A 17893-nucleotide genomic window follows, 5' to 3' on the forward strand; every position below is an offset into this window, starting at 1 on the left:
TATCTACATATCGTTGTTGCACAGAGCAAGCACCATGGAATCGAATTGGTGCTTATTTTTGGCAACTGCCGAGCGAGAAATCGGCTGTACTGCCTTAGGGTTTCAGCCAAAGAGGCGTCCGATGTCACAATTAATCAAGATCGTCCTGATCGATTCGCTTTGCGCGGGAGCCAAAGCAGAGCTCGTTATGGACGGAAACACCAGCGTCACCGGTGAAAATGGCATCGGGAAGTCGTCGTTCATCAAATTGATCCCCGTATTCTACGGTGCATCTCCTGGACGCTTGGTGAAGGCGAGCACCAACCGTGAGAGCTTTGCGAACTGGTACTTGCCAAGGGCATCGAGCTTTATCGTTTTTGAGTACCTCAATTATGCCGGCGACGCGCGCTGCGCGATCATGCACCGTAGTGGGGAAGGGTACTCGTACCGTTTGATTTCAAACGCCTGGAACCCTGAGCTCCTGTACCGTGATTACGAAGCAGGTCAGTTAGTGTTGCCGAGTGATCTACACGGTCGTCTTACACAGCTGGGTATCTCATGCTCCCCTGAGCTACAGCCGTATCACTACCGGCAAATCATCCAATTTAACAGCGGCACAGCTCACCTCGAGAAAATCACCGACGCCGGCAAGCGTAAGCTCGTCGTGAGCCTCCGTTCTGGTTTCTCGCTGGCACCCAAGCGGAAGGATTTCAATGGAATCGATTTGGTAACGCTGGCGCTCATAGAGAGCGGTGGCACCTTCGATACCATGAAAGCGACCATGGCCGAGATTCTTCAACAAGACAATGCCGATCCCAGTCGCACTCTAATGATGCTCAACGCACAACCCTTCAGAAGTGTTGTCGACAACCGTGCTGGCTATTTACTGATGGATTCGCTCAAACCAGACATCTTTGAATTGAATCTCCAGTCCCATGAGTTTCGCGCCGTCGTACGGCAAATGGGGACACAAAAACGTCGCGTTCTGATGCTAGATGAAAAACTGAGAGAACGTCAGAACATCCGTGCCGCGGCCTTGGCTGAGCTACATAGCGAAGACGATCAGTTACAAAAGCTGAATAGAGACCGAATGGGTGACCTGAATGGTCAAAAGGGTGTAGCGAATGCCAATGTGGCGGAGGAGAACACCTGGCTCCGGAAATTCGAAAAAAAGCTTATCGAATACCAGGACAATCGTACTCAGGAGCTTTCGGAGGAATTTGATCAGCTTCCCGAGATACGAGACCAGTTGCACGTTAAACAGGAGCATCAGATCAAGTTAAACCGCCAAGGTGCAGACATCCGCAATGTCTATCAGGAGCTCGAAGCTGCAGCGAAAGAGGTCGCCGCAGACGGCAAAGGTACTGCGTTCTCTAAGTACAAAGCAGCTTCACAAGGCATCCAGCAGCGACGAAACGAACTAGCAGGTAACCAGCAAAAGCAGCTTGATGAAACACAAACTGCTCACGAAGGCGAGCTCACCGAGTATTCGCGGATACAACTGCAAGCAACGGCCACGCACGCTCGCGAGGTTTCATACTCTGACCATCTTAAAACCCTCAGCGCTCTTCCAGCAGCTCAGCGCCTGGTGGATGAGTCTCAAGGTGGCATCAACAAGCAGATACTCGTTGTTGATGAACTCCAAAAACTCCTCAATTCTATCTCAACAGAAATCGACGGTTTGTCGCAGGAACGGCAGGTACGAGCCGCGGAGTACAGCGGTTTACAGTTTAGGATGAATGCCCAAGTTGAGAGTCGGGATGGCCTCAAGCAACAGATTAATGCTAGCGCTGAAACACTGCTTGGTTTCCTACGACGCCATCACCCTACTTGGACAGAAAATATCGCTCGACTCATCCCCGTCGAGACGCTGATGCGTACGGACTTGAACCCTGCATTCCTTGAGGAGGTTCAGCAAAATCTCTATGGCGTTGAGATCAACCTTGAGGTGCTCCCTCAGGCAGCGGTTGCAAGTACTCAAACTCTTGAAACCGAGATTGCTTCATTGACTGCTCAGATCCAGGCGCTCAGCACGGATATGGAGCTAATGGAGAAACAGCAGCGTGGAGTGGAAGATCGCCTACGACAAGCTGGTGCTCGGGCATCAGCAACTCAAAAAGACTTGAGCAATGCATGCCTGGATTTGGAAATACTGAAAAGCGATCACACAGGACTGATTGACCGTGCCCGCGAGGAGGTGGCTCAAGAAACTGAAATTCAAGCAGCACGCGTTTCGGACGCCGCATCACGGCTCGAAGAACTCACCATTCAGCAAAAAAACTTGAAGAAACGGCACAAGCGCGAGATCAGCGATATACAAGCCGCGGGCGAAAGTTCGCGATCGCAGCTGGATCAGGAGCTGGCTCAAGTTGATCGAGACCAAGAAATCACTGAAAAACGCATTGATGCAACGCTAGCGGCATCACTTCACAATGCCAAAATCGATATGGATGCTCAGCTTCTGGCTGCCGGAGTAGATGACACAGCAAGCAAACGACTCAGCTTAGAGATTGCCGATTTGGAAAAGAGGGTGAAAAGCCTTCGGGATCACGAGTCGCTGATCGATAGTTACCGGCTTTGGGTTAAAGAAACAGTGCCAGCTGTACCCGATCGGAAAGCCGCTTTAGCTCGTGCCAATGCCGATCTTGATCGTATCAACCGTGCCATCGATCAGTGGCAACTGGAGTTACAGGCTTCGCAAAGGGCGATCGTTGAGCGCAGAAAAGTATTGGTCATTCAGGGGCATGAAGATGACCTGGAACTCAACGCAGTGGCACGCGTCATGCGGGAACTTAGTCAAATCGACGCAGCCGCGGAAGCTCACCTCGCCTCAACGTTGAAGGCATCAGACATCGAAGATGAGGTCGGCAAACTCCGTCGCCGTCGAACGGAATGCCACCGCAAGGGCACAGATCTATATCGTGAGATTCACAAGCGTTTCCAGAGGGATCGTTTGGTGCACACGCCACAGGGCGCAGCGATTGAACAAATCATGAATCATGCTGCGAATGCTACCTATGAGCTCGAACTCGCATGGCTGGAAGCCGCCCCAAATCTGCAGGAATACATTGAGATTTCTCATCCTGATCAAAAAACGAAGCTGATCATCCAAGCCAAAAACCTGTCAGACGAACTATGTGACAACCGCTCTAAGCTCCAGCAACTGCACCGAAGTATCCTCAAGCTAGGCCGTGACGCGACGGCAAAAGCGAGCGAAGTTCTCAGCTCCTTTGCGCAGATTCGTCAGTTCGAATTCAAGGTCTCGTCACGAATCCACGAGATGTCGTTCTGGGATGACCTTACGAACTACGAACAGCAGTACAAGCGATGGAGCGGGATGGGAGGTGAGTACCTTCCAACTGATGGTTTCATGGAAACACTTCGAACCATCGAACGCCAGATTGAAGATGGTGCCTTCACGTCCAACCTGTCGGACTGTTTCGACGTGTCAGTCACGTGCAATGACCAGGGTAGGGTGAAGGTAGCGACAAACAACGCTGAGCTCGTTCACCTGAGCAGTACCGGCCTGACAAAGATCATCGTCGCCATGATCTACGTCTCGCTGTTCGAACTGCTACGGAATGAGGCAGATTTCCAGATGTCGATCCCGATCGACGAGGCCCTCGAGCTCTCACCTGAAAACTACGTTGCTCTGGTCAGCTACTTTAATGAACGCGGACTCTCCATGCTGGCCTGCTTCCCAGGGGGGGCGCCTGAGCTTCTTCGGCAATTCAACAACCGTTACAGCCTGGAGCGCAGGGCGGACACCGATTCAATTGTGGTGAAGGAATACGGAATTGAAGAGATGGATGAGCTTGATGACTTGAACGATGCACTTGGAAATGATGGCGGGGAGGGTGCACTGTGAGCCCTTTGAGAGATGTCCTGAACAAGCTTCTTTCTGGCTGCTTCATCTGCCAGTACGCCTACCCCGAACTGCATCGGCAGTTGCGCAATGCAGAGTTTGCCGAAGGTGTCGAGAACGCGCTGGCGCCGTTAGGGCGGAAATTGGCGACACTCGGCGAGCCCGAGGCCCCCGACACATATTTCGCACGGTTTATTGATTTTTCTGAGCCGGTTGATCGTGATGCGGCCACCGCACAATTGGTCGAGCTGCGCGATCAGATACGTCCATGTCTCGATTTCATCCGTTTGATTAATCGTGCGGGGCGCAGTGAGACCTGTTTGGCCCCGGGAGATACTATCTCCTTCGCCGACATGCTCGATTCAATCGAGAACCACCCGACCTACCGTACACAGCTTTGGGACTTGAGCGGGTACGACTTTTTCAGCAAGTCCAAGAGCGGCAAGGACAACAACGATCGGCTGAAATTGGTTCTACGTGCGTTGGCAGACGCGGGCTATATCGTGAAGCGCAGCAGCGAGTCTGCCAACTACGTAGCCACAGGAAAAATGGGCTACGTGCATACCATCCTGGCATGGATAGCTGAATACAATTCGCTTAGCCTGGACGTCGGTACGAGTGAACCGCATGACGGTGAACACCAGGGAGGGCTTAACTTGTGAAGGAGGCAGACTGGATCGAGCTGGGCGATGCCCTCACGCGAAATGCTCCCTTTCTCGAAGCATTGTCTATCGCAGACGAGGAAGGGATCGCACTGCCTGAGCGAAGGACAAAAGGCGTTTCCTACCTGATGTCCAAGGGGCTAATCGAAGAAGATGATGAGCTCTACTATCTCAGTGGCCTGCTTTTAGATGTAGGTGCACAGATTTCACTTCAGGGATTCGAGCGAGCGGCTCCTGACTTGCAGGAATCCCTCATTGCCATTGAGCAGCACTGTGAGGCATACCATGAAGCCAAGGCATCTGACTCTTCCAGTGATGCCGAACGGCACCTGAAGCGTTTGACGCACAGCTGCCGCCAAGTCACCAACCATCTCCGGAGCGAGCAAGCCCAGACACGCGCCTTCATTGAGGGCGATTACGGCTTCTCACCCCGACTCAAAGATCGGTTACGGGACATCAACAATGCAATTGGCCGCCTCAAGCGCCTACACGAGAAGCTCGGCTTGTTCACTCATGTTGGCTTATCCGTCTTGACCCGAAGCGATCGCGCATTGAGGCGCATACTCCTGGACAACCTTCTCGGTGCCGTGTCGCGGAATCGTCTCGCTCTAGATGAAATGATCGGACGTCTTGACCGGCTAAGTCTGGCGGTGCGCAAGCGCAATCATATGCGCCAGGTTGCTCACGCCGTCGATGCGTTCCTCCAGGCAGGAAACCCTATCGACTTGGAGCCTCTTTTTGACAGGAAGGATGCCGCTTCCTGGGTTCCTGCAGAACGAATGGATTTGGCTGGTAGCGTGTATTGTGATGTCGATTCAGGCGAGAGCTTGGAGGCGCTTGAGCTACTGATTGCATCGCTTCCACCACCCAAAGCTCGACGGGCGGAGGAGCCGCCAAAGCCACGTGAGTCGAAGTCCGTAATTCCCCAAGACGAGCCGCCCAAGGTACTGGAAAAACCATTCGCTCGTGATCACCTCAAGCAAATGCTGCAGAGCCTGAATGAAACCAAAAAACCTCAATCAGCCGTGGCGTATTGGGAAGAGCATGGGGATCCCGAGATTTCCATGAGCATATGGCTCTATGCTCTAGATGGCTACGTGCGCCTGCAGTCCGTGGTAAGCAAGGTACGGCATAAGCCGCTTAACTATCGGCTGAATTCGGTTTACGCGCCCTACCTTCGCGTGTCCGCAAACCGACGAGTCCTTGATTTGATTCTAGAGAGGGCCGAGCGGCTATGAGCATATTTGGCAACATGAGAGCGATCAAACCCGTAGTAATCGCGATCCGGCAAGACGCCAGGAAAGTTCAGATCAATGCAACCTGGTCGCGGCTCAATAACGACTACAAAATTGGCAAGAAACTTGGCAACAACTATCTGCTTCTAACTGAGGCCGATCTCCAAACCGTCCGTATGATGCTGAAGAAAGAAGCAGGTGTGGATGCGTTGAATGTTAGCCTCGAAGATCTAGAAGGCGATCGCCTGGCCGTCGCGAAAAAATCGCGCAATGAGAAGCTAGCTCGCTTGAAGACCGGAGACCGAATAGTCATGGTTGCCTCGGTCTCTGGCCAACTGCAACTGGCTTCCGGGGTGTACAGCCACCCAATCGGCGGATGTCTCAGCGTACCGGCAGAAGAGCTCTATGGCCTTGATACCGTGCTATTGGTGGAGAACCAGGCTGTCATGTACGCGGTTCACGAGTACCGTTGGCCAAACGAGGTGAAGCACCTGCCCATGCTCTTCCGCGGAAGCCCACAAATCACACCGGCGGCTGTCACTAAGGCTTTGTCCGAGGTTAAGCGGGTCATATGCTTCCCCGATTACGACCCTCAAGGGTGGATGAATACCCTGACTGCTAAGGCCCATGGGATCGTGGTGCCGTCGATGAGCGCAATTGAAAGCATCGTTTTCGAGGAATGGGACAAGCCCCAGGACTACGCAAAACAGCACGTTGCCCGAGAATGGTTGGGGAGGGTGGATCTACCCCGTGTGCAAGATATGCTTAGGAGGGAGCTGGCTCTTTCGCAGGAGTCCATGGCGGGGATGGAGCTGGAGTTACTCGCGCTTGAATCACCGGGAGGCTTGAGCAGTTCAGTGGCACGATTGACTTCTATGTAAGATTCAGTTGGTTCATCCGCCAACTAATTCAAGCAAACATGCAAGCGGAGCGCGCAGACCAGGAAGGTCGGAGGGCGAGAGGATGGAAGCCCGCAGGGCCATGACCCGTCGATAGACGGGGCGTGGTTTACGACAGCCGGCCCCGACGGGGCATGCCTCCAAAATCAAATATTCGAAAGCTATCTAGCTGCACGCTGATCGTGCGTGCGAGGCGTTACACCCAACGCGTAAAGATCATAGGTTTTGCGCAACGCCACCTCGTCGGCAGAGGACACGTGGGAATGAGTGAAGATCGTAGACAAGAACCGCTTGCGCTCGCCGTTCCCGGTCTCAGACCATATCCTCGGCTGCCCTTGAGCGTCAGGGACAGGCAATCGATCCATAAAATATTCTTCAAGACTATGCAAGCGCTGCTGCCCATCCAGCAGGATCTCACTGTTCTCGGCCGTGGCTCTCCCTACACCTGCGGAATCGCACCAATCGTTAGTGAGATAGCTCCCCAAATCGGCCCCTGACCACACCGCAGAAATGAAGCGGGACTTCTGGCCCACATTCCACACCAGTTGCCGCTGCCAAGATGGAACCGGAATGCCCATCACGAATCGTGCAGCCCAAGGATACCTATCATGGACAGACGATGGATCTGCCTGGTACTTCTCAAAGCGGCGGGCTAGGACACCAATTGGATACTGATGAACAGTGGTGCCCAAAATCCGCTGAGGCATTTGGATCGTGGAATCAGAAGTATCGTCGTCGCCATAGCGCTGAAATAGGGTGGACATGGATTTCCTCAGAAGAGGGCTGTGCTACAGGCTGGTCGGAATGTTCGAGTGAATGCAATGCAGTCGCCAGGCATCTATCGTGGCGATGATCAAGAGGTCACGCTCTGTGGACTTGGTGTCGATCTGTTCACCGTCTATAAGTCCTTGAGCATACCCTTCCGCTCGGGCCGCAGCTTTGTCGAACTCAGGAAGGGAACCAGATGATTCGATGTAACCGATCATTCGCTCCCATGCGCTCCGTTGGCGATTGCCTTGGGTCGTCTTGGAAAACGAAATAGCGCTCTGCAGGCACTGGATGAATACAATCGTCGATAGGTTCAAAGCTGGTTTCTCATTGTCTACATACCGATGAAAAACGGATCGTTTTGAAAAACCTTGAGCGCGATCGAAGATTTTTTTGCCGTAGCGGGATGTGAGGTAATGAATCATCGCCTCTTTTAAAGCCCCCTAAAAGGGACATTAACCTTGCTTTTGCCACTCAATGACCCATTTGGGGGTCATTAACGGATGCCCGTTTTGAGTTCGCCAGAGTGGCTACCATTCAATAAGGCTGCATTGAGCGGTGGTAATATCTTCGGGAAAGGGTAGTCACGACGACTTGGGAAATGTCCTGACCTTGTCGTTCAGCCATTGGCTTCGTGACCGAGGAAAGCGGAGCGCGCAGGCCTATGGCCGAAGGCGTGAGGATGGAAGCCCAAGGGGCCATGACTGGCGCTTGCGCCAGGCTTGGTTCACGACAGCCGTACCCGAAGGGGCACGCATAAAACTGTCGTCATCCACAGACCTTGGAATTCGCTTTTTGTCATCCAAAATATCAACTCAAAATTGAAACCACGCATTGAAATCTAGATGGGGAAAGATTTTATTTTACTTCCACGCTAAAGTTTTGCTCATTTGAATCCGTTTCCTTTATTAAGCACAAATACGATTTTCGAGGCGAGATGCGTGATGAGTTACTCACAGAATGTTTGCGATCTTGAATACGGTAGTGACCTGGAGCACGAGGAAATTGAAGAATTCCATTGGCTCGGACGTGCTGGTGACACTTACGAAGCATCACTAGCATTACAATGCAAAATAATAAGAATGACACTGGATGATTTCGAGCAATACTATACGATGCATCAAGCGGCTGATGTCGCCCGGTGTATTTTCGATGCACTCGTAGCAATTGAAGAGGTTAACCCTGGGCTCTTTTCGCCTGTAGACTCTTCGACCAAGACAAAAACATATGTAGACGAATTTAAATGCTTTGCTAACGATAGGATTATTGGCACAAAGCTGCCTGAAGATGGGCAGGGCTCCTTAGAGATTTTGCTTGATCCCGATTATCTATTTATTGCTGGTGGTGAGTTTGTTGACCCCGACCCAAGGGTTGAATTTCGTAGTAGAGAAGACGCCATATTCCGCATGTTTGTGGCGACTGAAATTGGGGACACCATTGAGATGGTATTTGGCGGTTACATGATGAAATTCACTGCCAAGCAGGCCCTGTGGCTCTGGTTCCACCTGTCGATAGCATCCGATAGCTTGAGGCATCATCGCAGAGTGGGTGTCAGTTCGGGCATCCTGTAGCTTTTGCGATTCCTGTCCTCAACAGACAGAGCAAATCCAATCCTATCCTATCTCAGAGATCTTGAAATGCGGTCTCAACTGGTTATGAAATTAGCCGCTGACGCTCACAAGTGGGGCATGCCAGAGCCGTTCACAAGAAATAGCGCCGTTTCAGTGAAAGACCTTTGCGCGCAAGCGGGGATACCTTGTCGCGCCTTTGGTCACCACGCCGAAGTGGCTGGTCAAACTCCCGAGGAGCGAGCGCTGCTCAATCATCTCATAAGCTATAAGCCTCGTAAGAAGCCTGAGCGCAACGCTAGATAATTCAGCCAGGCTACATGCCCTTAGGCTATCTCAGCGTTGATGGTGCCGAAATCCAACGTAGCGGAGAGTTTCCTTTGAGGACGTGGCTAGACACCCAGCAGCGAAAGGACAGGGGAGGTGATGCCTACGATTTTCTCACGAAACGCTTAAGCGCATGACGACTCGCAATTACGCGCTCGCGTATCTCCTGGGGATCTATCGACATGCCGCCGTCAGGCGTGACCTTCAAAGTCTTCAACCCGTTTACTGACTCGATAAACGCCCGCTCACGTGCCTGCTCAGATCGAGACCTCTTGTCCCGCCAAAACCACGCCATGCACTGCCCGAACCTATTCATGTCTTTCTCTGAACGCCAAGATTTATGGGGGCATGATTGCTGATGAGCGGGTAAATGTCCTGGGCTTTTTGTGCCAACCATGATCATTCGGTCTTGCCGTGGCAAAGACGCAACCAGGAAACAAGGTCTGTACGCATCGATCGATTGCCGCCTGTTCGGGCCCAGCAGGCTCGGCTAAGGCTCAGACTTTTCCTGCGGATTCGGAGCTTGGTCTCAAGCTTAGGTGGTCAAACCTCGCGCAGCCCTAGTTCAGATTCTTAAGGCTCTATTTTCCCAAAAAAATATTCCAACTTTTCGCTAAAGTTTTTCTACAAAGCATCCGTTGTTATTTTTACGAACATAACGATGGTGACTTTTGTGATCAAAACTGAAATGCAACCGGCAGCGTTTTTTGCAGAACGCGAATTCATATGCTGGCGTGGTCGTGAATTTGACGAACTGTATCCGTGTCAGGTATCCAGGCAGGTTGATCAGTATGTCAGTTTAAAGTTAGACATCATGCCTTTTAGGTTTGCCGACGCCGTAGCTGAAGATATCGCGCGCTGTCTTTACGATGCTGTGCTCATAACCGTGGGAAATCAGGCAGGTTTTGTACCAACGCCAGCAGATCGCGACAGTATTTTGAAAAGATCATATCGAAAAAGAATGCCTGGAGAATGGAGTTACTGCGCCGATGGTAGGTTCAACTGCCACGAGACAGAAGATGGAGTCTATGTTGTTGAGCTTGCGGTGGATGAGAGCGAAAAAACTGAAAGAGTTGGGGTGTACACAGTTGAAGACGGGGGAGTTGAGCTTGTTTTCGAATTCATGTGTTATTCGTTCAGCATGCTCGATGCCGTTTGGCTTGCTAATGCGCTGATGGAGGCGATGGGGCGTGAGCCGCTGGATCTGTTAGAGACAACGAGCGGGTTGTAGGCCTCACTGAACTCAGAGTGGTGCCATAGGCCACTCTGTGCAAATCTCTGGGCTTGCTAACAAGCGACAACAGGGACTGACGCACGAATAGCATTGCTTGAGGTGCCATCAGATATTGGTGAGCAGTTCCTCAAGCTTGCGATGCTCCTCCGGGCTCAGAAGAGCTACTGGATCAAGGGCGTTGATATCTGAGGTGAATTCGTACTTTCGGTCGTCAGGACTGCAGCAGTTATCGCAGTAGTCCAACTCACCGTAATCAATGAAAAAAGTGATCATCCAGCCATCTGCTTCAACGGTCATCAGGCCACAATAGATCTCGTTCCATGTGTGCTCTGTGATTCGGCGCATTGAGCGTAAACCGAAAGAAACATCACGGAGTACTTGGTAAATCTCTCGAGCAGTGAGCTTTGCGTCTAACACGGTGTTTATCTCAAATCGGTTGAGCTTGCCCACGAAACTGATAGCTTGGCGTATGCGTACGGCGACGGTTGCAATCAGCCCCATCCACTTGGCCTAGGGCAATCGTGCCTCTCGCATATCACGAGCTATTGCATTCAGGGTAGCGGCCCCAGGTGCACACGTATTCCCAAAGCAGTTTTCGTGCAAGATGCTTAATGTACGCTTTGGTATAAGGCTCGCCTATGTCTACTGGGCACGCAGAAACCCAAAGATGCTCTAGTGGAGTCGTTTCCAGCAACGTCATCCGAAAGGTGTTACCTCCTCCTAGCGAAAAGCAGTACCTACAGGCCGCGGTTGAGCTCACCGTCTGCACCCACTACGCGCGCTTTTTCCCTGAGGGTTTTGTGTATGAAGACGAGGTGGTGCCGCCCCGGGACGTCGATTGCTCCTTCAAAAGTGAAGGGTACAAATTCAACGTTGAGGTGAAGTGCGCTGACTACACCTTGAAGCAGCAGATTGATGAGAGCGGCGCTTTCATTATGAGGGCCGTGGGGCGGATGGACGACTATGGCGACGCGGCCACTATGCTGCAGGAAGTTTTTGCGAGTGGCGGTAACGAACTCGTGAAAGGCTTGCACATGGACAACAAGCTAAAAGCATATCTGATGGACGCCCATGGCAAATTTCCGGATGCATCACGTGAAGGTGAGTACAACGTTCTAGTCGTTGGATGTGATGATGCGGTCGACATCATGCAGTGGGAAGGGTACCTCACCGGAAGCCAAGGGCTATTTACCAATCAATCCTATGCGCCGGCGGATGAATACTCCAACGTCGACATGGTCGTCCTGACCAACCTTTACCACCGTCACAAGGCGGTAGAGAAGAAGGACAAATTGACCGCTCACTGGTGGTTCGGTGAATCATTTTCACTGTTGTATGCGAACCCTCGTTCCACCAAACCTGAATCGATGGCGCTGGCCTTTGCCAAAACCCTGCGCTTCTATAACAACGACCTGGTGCAGCACCGGATGGAAGGTGATGCCCCCGAACTAGATCTGCAGAGTCTAGCGATCCCGCATTTCGTGGGTAGGGTGTTGATGGCGAACGGGCGGTACCTGTTCCAACCGGGTAAGCCAAGAGAGCTAAAGCCAGATGAGGAAGCGGTGCAAGCCGAAACCTAATCGGCTGGCGATCCGGCTGCGCATTGGTAGATGGCAAGCCAACTAGCCTCCCATCATGCGCTCCACGGCTTCAGATTCTGCTAATGTAACGTAAACCACCTTACCAAGGCCCAGGCGGTGTCCGGAGCTCAGAAGCCCGGAGCGCCGTCTTGCACCCATTTGCAGACCCAGCCATCCAGCTTGGTCAATGACACACTGTTCTTCAGTAGTTGCAGACTCACTTTTCGTTCATCTTCAGACAGTCCGCTGAGCGCCAAGATGAAGGCTCTTCGATCCCAGGAAGCAGTACCGGATACCCTTTGCTTTGCTTCCTTTGACCACGCGCGGTTCCCTCTGGAAAGCTCGGCCGCAGTCACGATGGCGATACAGCACCGTTGGACGTACTGCTTCAACACTGGCGTGTTCGCACCCACATGCCTTGCAAGGTACCAACCCATCCATACCCTTGCGCTTTGGTTCTCCAGATGGCCCTGACGGCATGCGTGGGATAGAGCTGGCGCCAACACAAGATGATCAGCAGGGGGTAGGGAATCAAAATAGAGTGCTACGTCATTGATCACCGGCAGGTAGAACTCGAGATCTTCAGTGAGGAGAGGGGCAATCGTATAATCCCGGGCATTCTTAGCCCGTCTTATGATGGCTCGCATCACCCCAAGGTCGATCACGCCTGATTCTTTTGCGCGCATGAGGGCTTCAGAGAGGCGTTCCCCAAGGCTGGAGTCATCGCTGTCTTCCGGATCCTCCTCCTCATCCTCATCGTGTTCTGCCTGTTCGTCCTGGTACTCACCGTACTGATTGCCGGCCTCAATGCTGCGCATCAGATCAAGCTTCTCCAACTGGTAGGCGTTCTTCAGCTCCACATGGAGGAAGGTCGCTGAGTCTTGAATCTTGGTCTTTTCTGAGACCAGACCTAGCCGGTGCTGTTGGTGCAGGTACACCACCAGGTCTTCCAGGATGGTCTTCAGCTCTGCCTCAGAGTCGCTGAATATCCGGTAATCATCAACGTAACGGACATGCTCGAGCCCCCTCTGCGCGATGAATTGGTCGACGTCTATCAGCGCCGCCTCCGCAAGGATGATCGAGGCCGCGGGGCCCACGGGCAACCCTTGTGAGGACTTGATGTTGAGCCGCATCAGGAAGGATTCGATCTCCTTGGAGAGGGCGGCACCAGCGCCGATTTCCTCCAGCCCATTACGGATGCGGTGCAAGTAGATCTGGTTGTAGAAATCGCTGATGTCGGTGGAGAGCACATGGCTGTGTTGGCTCGCCAGCCGCTCACAGTTTTCACGATACGTGTCAAAGCCCGATCCCCGTGAGAAGAAACTGTTGGAACTGACCTGGATACGGTAGGCACAGGACACCTCCGGCCCCATGCGCGCCTGTTCGACCTTTTCGGCCACCAGGGAAACGAGGGCGGTGTAGATCAACGCGTCGAGTGGCTCGAGTTGATGGACAACTCGGTATCCTCCTCGCGCCTTGTGCCACGGTAAGACGCGGGGCTGACTGCTCAAAACGTCTTTTAGAGGCGTTGCCAGCAGATAGGCTTTGACCTCGTCCCAACAGTGCCAGACAGCCATAAATTCGAAGGGCTTCGGGAAGAAGTCAGTGTCGTAGTAAGCACCGATGTGCCGGCGGGCAAATTCAAGGGCATCTTCCGTGAGCAGCATTCTATTAACCTTGAGCTTCGCTGGGAGGTGGTCGTCTGCTGAGCATATTCGGGATTTAGCCAGTGGTCACCCGTCTGCCGAGGTGGTTCGGCCGGATTTCAGCTTGGATGACGAGACAAACGTACCAAGCCCGGAAGGCTCTTTCCAAGCCAGACCACGCTGCCAGCAGGTATACGGCTGCTGGATAGCTGTGATAATACGTCGCCGCGAATTGGAGGAATTTTGCACCCTTTGTCCGATCGGAGTATCCGATTCGGCCATGGCGATCCGGATCAAAGAGCTGGATTTGGTACGCTGGCCTTAGAGAGGCCAGTTTCACAAGGGTTAGATCTTCAGGTCATCAGGGTAGTCTTCCACGGGAAGCCCTACAGCAATGCCTTCGTCTTTCGACCTAGTCTGCGATTCCTCATGGTGCATGGCCAAGCACAGGTAAACCAACGCGGCTCGGCATAACCGTATGATCAGGTGGGTCTTCGCAACGAGATCCTCCCTCTCGATAACAAAGGCTAGCTGGTCGGCGTGGCGCTCCGACGCACCAGCAATCCAATGGAAAGCATCTACGACCTTGGCATGCTTGTGTTCAAGATGGTTTCTCAATCCATCCAGTGCCTGCGCATCGGGAGTTGCGACGTTCCTGAGTACTTCAGAGTAGATGTCTTGGGATAGCCAGTAGAGCGCTCGAAGCGGCGAGTTGTGGGTCGATATGAACTCTTGCCGAACAGTCCATTCCTGCGTTGGGCCTCCTTTTTTGCGTGGTTCGAACCAAAGCGTTCGGAAGCTCACGCTTCGCTCAGGGATTCCCAATTGCCAATAGCCGTTGACGAAGTACGCCACCTTATCCAGCAGCGAATAGGCGTTACGGAAAGCGGTCTTGATCTGCTCCAGCCCTATCGAATACAGGGTATAGTCACAGTTGAAAGCCAGTGCGACTTCTTTGTCAGCGTAATGGACTGAGCGGGCCTGCTCGCCCTGAAACAGACAGTGACGGGTGTAGGCATACTCCTGCTTCATCTGATTAAAAAAGGCCAAGTAGGTAATGCCCACCTCCGCATTGTGGTTAGGCAGGCGCAGCGCGTCATAGGCCGCGACGGGGAGGGCGCCTAGATCGTTCATGGGGTTCAGGAACAGCTGGTTGTCCAGGCACCACTGACGATATTCACGCTCCGCTTTGGACTTACCAAGCTTGTGGTCGAACAGCTCGGTGTCATCTTCCTGGTCGACCTCTTCAGCGAGTCTCACCTGGTACCACTTGAACGCCTGAATGGCTTCATCTGTGGTTGCTCCGTCACGGCCCACCCCACCTTCGATGGCAGACTCTAAATACCGGCGCGCGTGAACAAAAAACCAATAGGTATGCCCAGGGGCGTACAGCGCGCCGCCATAGCGCACGAGACCAATCCCTAGGTTACCGAGTGCCATCCCAAGTATGGGCTGATCCACCAAAGCCCTGCGCCACTCAGACAAAGCTTCGATCCAGCGTCCGCAGGCGCTCAGGGCGTTCCCAAGGTTGCAGTGAATCTTGGCACGACGGTCGGCCGGTATGGCCGTGAAACCCTCATGCTGAATTGCTGCACGCAGGAAATACAGCTCGTTCAGCAGGGCGGGATGGTTGACAATGGTGGCCTGGTTTTCTTGATATTCGATGACGTGCAAGTGAGCCCAGGCGTTGGCACAGGAATACAAAACAAGGCACCCTGCAGTAGGTTCGCAGAGCGCCACGACCTCGCTTGCCAGCTCAGTCGCTCGCCCGAAGAGCGCGACATCCTGCGCATCACCTGCCGAGTCTACGAGGCAATCGAATGCATTCTGCAGTTGGTCAGGATGATCCCCAGAGCTGACAAGCGTCTCGACTACCTTGAGCCAAGCATGGCGATCATCGGCTAGAGGCTGGTAATTCTTCGCTGCCAGGCGTTTGTGCATTTAAGAGTCCATTGCAGTGTGTGGACTGAAGATTACGTGTTTTCGGAGAGCAGTGTGCGACAGCTAGACCCACACCAAGAGCACTGTGACGCATCCTTCTACTATGTGTGTCGCTTGGCTTCAAACTCGCCTATTATCTTTTTATGCTTATCTACCTTATTTCTTGAGTGTCGCAAAATTGTTCTTTCAAGGTGTTCTTTAAGAGGTCTCTCGCCATGAATTTTCCCATGAACTGCTGAGTCGACGCAGTTCGTGGTGTTAGACTGGATTCCTCCTGCGTCGATTATCTTTTTGACCGACATCTCCGCATGGTTGCTTACCACTTTGTGCGCTGCTTCAGGTATGGTTTGCCAGATTTTTAGGGAGGTTTCGGATATTATTGATAACACTTCTTCACCGAATGCCACAGCTTCATCACGTGTCGGGATTTGCCCTTTATGAACAGACGAATTTCTCAGGGCTGCTTGTGGGTTTGAGAGAAGTTTAGGCTGCTTCTTGAAATGAATAGCATGCAGGTAAATATACGCTCCTAGCTGCCGTTCAGATTGGGATGCAATGTCTTTCCAACATTTAACTTCTTCGTCGTTGGGGAGCCTGTGATGCAAGGCAATCGACCGACTGGCAAACTCATAAAATCGCTCAAGGCTTGCTGCAAATGACGTGATTGCTTCTCTGTAATACCCATCGAGAATGGAGTGAACACCAATTTCGAATAATATTTCGTGCTTAAATAAATTGATAAAAACAGCTGATGAGTGGCCAAATACACACTTCACCTCATAGGATACTTCATTGGTCAATTGTATTGGGTACGGGGAAAGCCGTTTTTGAGTATTAATGGGGTCTGGAGATTCTGATGACTTTTCGTGACGCGCTTGTTCATCAACACACTCTGGGCATGATAAGTATACTTGCATAATCAATAATCTCGGTTGCGAGCTTGAGCATAATCTAATTTAAATATGCCAGCCATCTTGAAAAAGTTGGAGTCACCGTAATCAAACTGCATCCTCAGGTTCGGGGTTAGCCATCGCCATCCCCGAACGAGCGCGGGATGATGACCTCCCCCCTGTTTCAGTCAGTCCAGCCTCGCTCGCCAATACGTCACAACATAGTTGAAAACGTCCAGGTAGAACGCCTCCTCATTAACCACTTCTGCGCCGCACCTACGAGCCATGGTGAAGAATCCGGCGCCCGGTTTCCAGTCGTATTGATGCACAACGAGTGCAGTCAGAAAGCCTCGGCCCTCGGCGTACTCCTCCGTTGAGATTTCATCGAGCAGAAAGCTGAGCCGGTGATCATCGTGTGCGATGGCTAATGGGAGCTGGGCGACAAAGTTACTGTATGTCACCAGCTCATGGCCCCTCATCCGAGCTTGCCTGATCAGGATTTCTCGCGCTGCGGCTTTCGCCTGCGCCCAATCGGAGTCCGGAAAGCCGTGGGTATGGCCGATCATGACTGCTTGCTCGGGTCGAGTTCCAGATAAACCTCGTCCGCATTCATGACGATGATTTGCGGATTGAGATCGTGCAGGTGGTGGAGCTTTGCATGCTCTTCAAGCGTATGTGTTAGGGCTACGAAGACCAGTTTGTTGGTGATCTTCTGCACATGACGCAGGTAAAACATCGCATGGGGAAGATCACGTTGGATACCATCGTGAGTCGTGATCGTCCGGGTATACCCTGCCTCTTCCAGCAGCTCATGGACTTGATCGTAGTGACGCTCATGGCTGAGCTGGATGCGAATGATGAACTCTTTCGAGTCTCGTAGGGGAGCGAGTGTATGCGACTTGCTCTCATCTGCTTCGAGGCGAGCCAGTAGCTGCTGGGCTTGGCTCTGCTTGTAGTTGCGAACAACGTTATCGACCGACATCAGAAACACTCCTTGTAGGTGACGTGGGGTTGCTCGGGTGCCGCCTTGAGCGCTTGCCTAAATGTACCCATTTCTTTGGCATTGTCTAGTTCAGAGGTGTCGGGTCGTGCCCGAGCCCTCGTCGTCCACGACCAGGGTCAGGTCGATCAGGCGAGAAGCACCCAAGGTGCCTGCTGCACTCCGGCAAGCTTCCCGAGATACCAGGTGTGCAATGGATGGCAGTCCAACCTAGCCGAGATCGCAATCAGCACTTCGCATGGGGTGTTGTGCTAGGCAAGATTTCTCTAGATTGGCTGGTCGCGCATTAGCATCTAGCC

At 52.6% G+C, this 17893-nt stretch carries 15 protein-coding genes; 7 read left to right on the forward strand and 8 right to left on the reverse strand.

Translation table 11 applies throughout. The features are described 5' to 3' along the window. The first annotated feature begins 121 nt into the window (after window positions 1-121). Genes AC1DIG_RS09430 through AC1DIG_RS09445 form a run of 4 tightly spaced genes read left to right on the forward strand, consistent with a single transcriptional unit; the run spans window position 122 to window position 6622 of the window. Window positions 122-3847 carry an ATP-binding protein gene (locus tag AC1DIG_RS09430; protein ID WP_477767087.1) on the forward strand — a complete coding sequence of 1242 codons (3726 nt, stop codon included), beginning with the start codon at window positions 122-124 and terminating at the stop codon, window positions 3845-3847. Further along, window positions 3844-4506, forward strand: coding sequence for a hypothetical protein (locus AC1DIG_RS09435; protein ID WP_477767088.1), 663 nt, complete (start codon window positions 3844-3846; stop codon window positions 4504-4506). The genes AC1DIG_RS09430 and AC1DIG_RS09435 overlap by 4 nt, the downstream gene beginning before the upstream one ends. Then, window positions 4503-5744 (forward strand): hypothetical protein, encoded by a 1242-nt coding sequence (locus AC1DIG_RS09440; RefSeq protein ID WP_477767089.1) that lies wholly within the window; start codon window positions 4503-4505, stop codon window positions 5742-5744. The genes AC1DIG_RS09435 and AC1DIG_RS09440 overlap by 4 nt, the downstream gene beginning before the upstream one ends. Beyond that, a complete protein-coding gene (locus tag AC1DIG_RS09445; RefSeq protein WP_477767090.1) occupies window positions 5741-6622 on the forward strand; it encodes a DUF7281 domain-containing protein in 882 nt (293 codons plus the stop codon). Before AC1DIG_RS09440 ends, AC1DIG_RS09445 begins: the two co-directional genes overlap by 4 nt. Before the next feature lie 179 nt (window positions 6623-6801). Here the strand turns inward: AC1DIG_RS09445 and AC1DIG_RS09450 are convergent, their stop codons facing one another. Further along, window positions 6802-7404 (reverse strand): DUF262 domain-containing protein, encoded by a 603-nt coding sequence (locus tag AC1DIG_RS09450; RefSeq protein WP_477767091.1) that lies wholly within the window; start codon window positions 7402-7404, stop codon window positions 6802-6804. Window positions 7405-7428: 24 nt separating this feature from the next. After that, complete coding sequence (locus AC1DIG_RS09455; RefSeq protein WP_477767092.1) at window positions 7429-7833, reverse strand: hypothetical protein; 405 nt, start codon at window positions 7831-7833, stop codon at window positions 7429-7431. A 519-nt stretch (window positions 7834-8352) separates the two neighbouring features. Between AC1DIG_RS09455 and AC1DIG_RS09460 the strand changes: the two genes are divergently transcribed. Continuing rightward, window positions 8353-8979: a hypothetical protein gene (locus AC1DIG_RS09460; protein ID WP_477767093.1), complete on the forward strand. Its 627-nt coding sequence runs from the start codon at window positions 8353-8355 to the stop codon at window positions 8977-8979. Window positions 8980-9976: 997 nt separating this feature from the next. Beyond that, a complete protein-coding gene (locus tag AC1DIG_RS09465; RefSeq protein WP_477767094.1) occupies window positions 9977-10534 on the forward strand; it encodes a hypothetical protein in 558 nt (185 codons plus the stop codon). A gap of 108 nt (window positions 10535-10642) precedes the next feature. On the opposite strand, the gene AC1DIG_RS09470 is transcribed toward AC1DIG_RS09465, so the two are convergent. Further along, entirely contained in the window at window positions 10643-10963 is a 321-nt protein-coding gene (locus tag AC1DIG_RS09470; protein ID WP_477767298.1) for a DUF7693 family protein, read from the reverse strand. A gap of 212 nt (window positions 10964-11175) precedes the next feature. Between AC1DIG_RS09470 and AC1DIG_RS09475 the strand changes: the two genes are divergently transcribed. Then, the gene (locus AC1DIG_RS09475; protein ID WP_477767095.1) at window positions 11176-12117 is read left to right on the forward strand and encodes a hypothetical protein; all 942 of its coding nucleotides are present in this window, start codon (window positions 11176-11178) and stop codon (window positions 12115-12117) included. Window positions 12118-12245: 128 nt separating this feature from the next. Here AC1DIG_RS09475 and AC1DIG_RS09480 read toward each other — a convergent pair whose 3' ends face one another. From AC1DIG_RS09480 to AC1DIG_RS09500, 5 genes are all read right to left on the reverse strand, one after another. Continuing rightward, on the reverse strand, window positions 12246-13784 hold the full coding sequence (locus tag AC1DIG_RS09480) for an RNA-directed DNA polymerase (RefSeq protein ID WP_477767096.1): 1539 nt from the start codon (window positions 13782-13784) through the stop codon (window positions 12246-12248). 324 nt (window positions 13785-14108) lie between these two features. Next, a complete protein-coding gene (locus tag AC1DIG_RS09485) occupies window positions 14109-15704 on the reverse strand; it encodes an LA2681 family HEPN domain-containing protein (protein ID WP_477767097.1) in 1596 nt (531 codons plus the stop codon). A gap of 101 nt (window positions 15705-15805) precedes the next feature. Continuing rightward, entirely contained in the window at window positions 15806-16621 is an 816-nt protein-coding gene (locus AC1DIG_RS09490) for a hypothetical protein (protein WP_477767098.1), read from the reverse strand. Between the two features lie 161 nt (window positions 16622-16782). Then, a complete protein-coding gene (locus AC1DIG_RS09495; protein WP_477767099.1) occupies window positions 16783-17160 on the reverse strand; it encodes a hypothetical protein in 378 nt (125 codons plus the stop codon). Next, window positions 17157-17576, reverse strand: coding sequence for a hypothetical protein (locus tag AC1DIG_RS09500; RefSeq protein WP_248800235.1), 420 nt, complete (start codon window positions 17574-17576; stop codon window positions 17157-17159). The genes AC1DIG_RS09495 and AC1DIG_RS09500 overlap by 4 nt, the downstream gene beginning before the upstream one ends. Between the last annotated feature and the right edge of the window lie 317 nt (window positions 17577-17893).

It is taken from the genome of Pseudomonas sp. 05N431, from assembly GCF_056397005.1.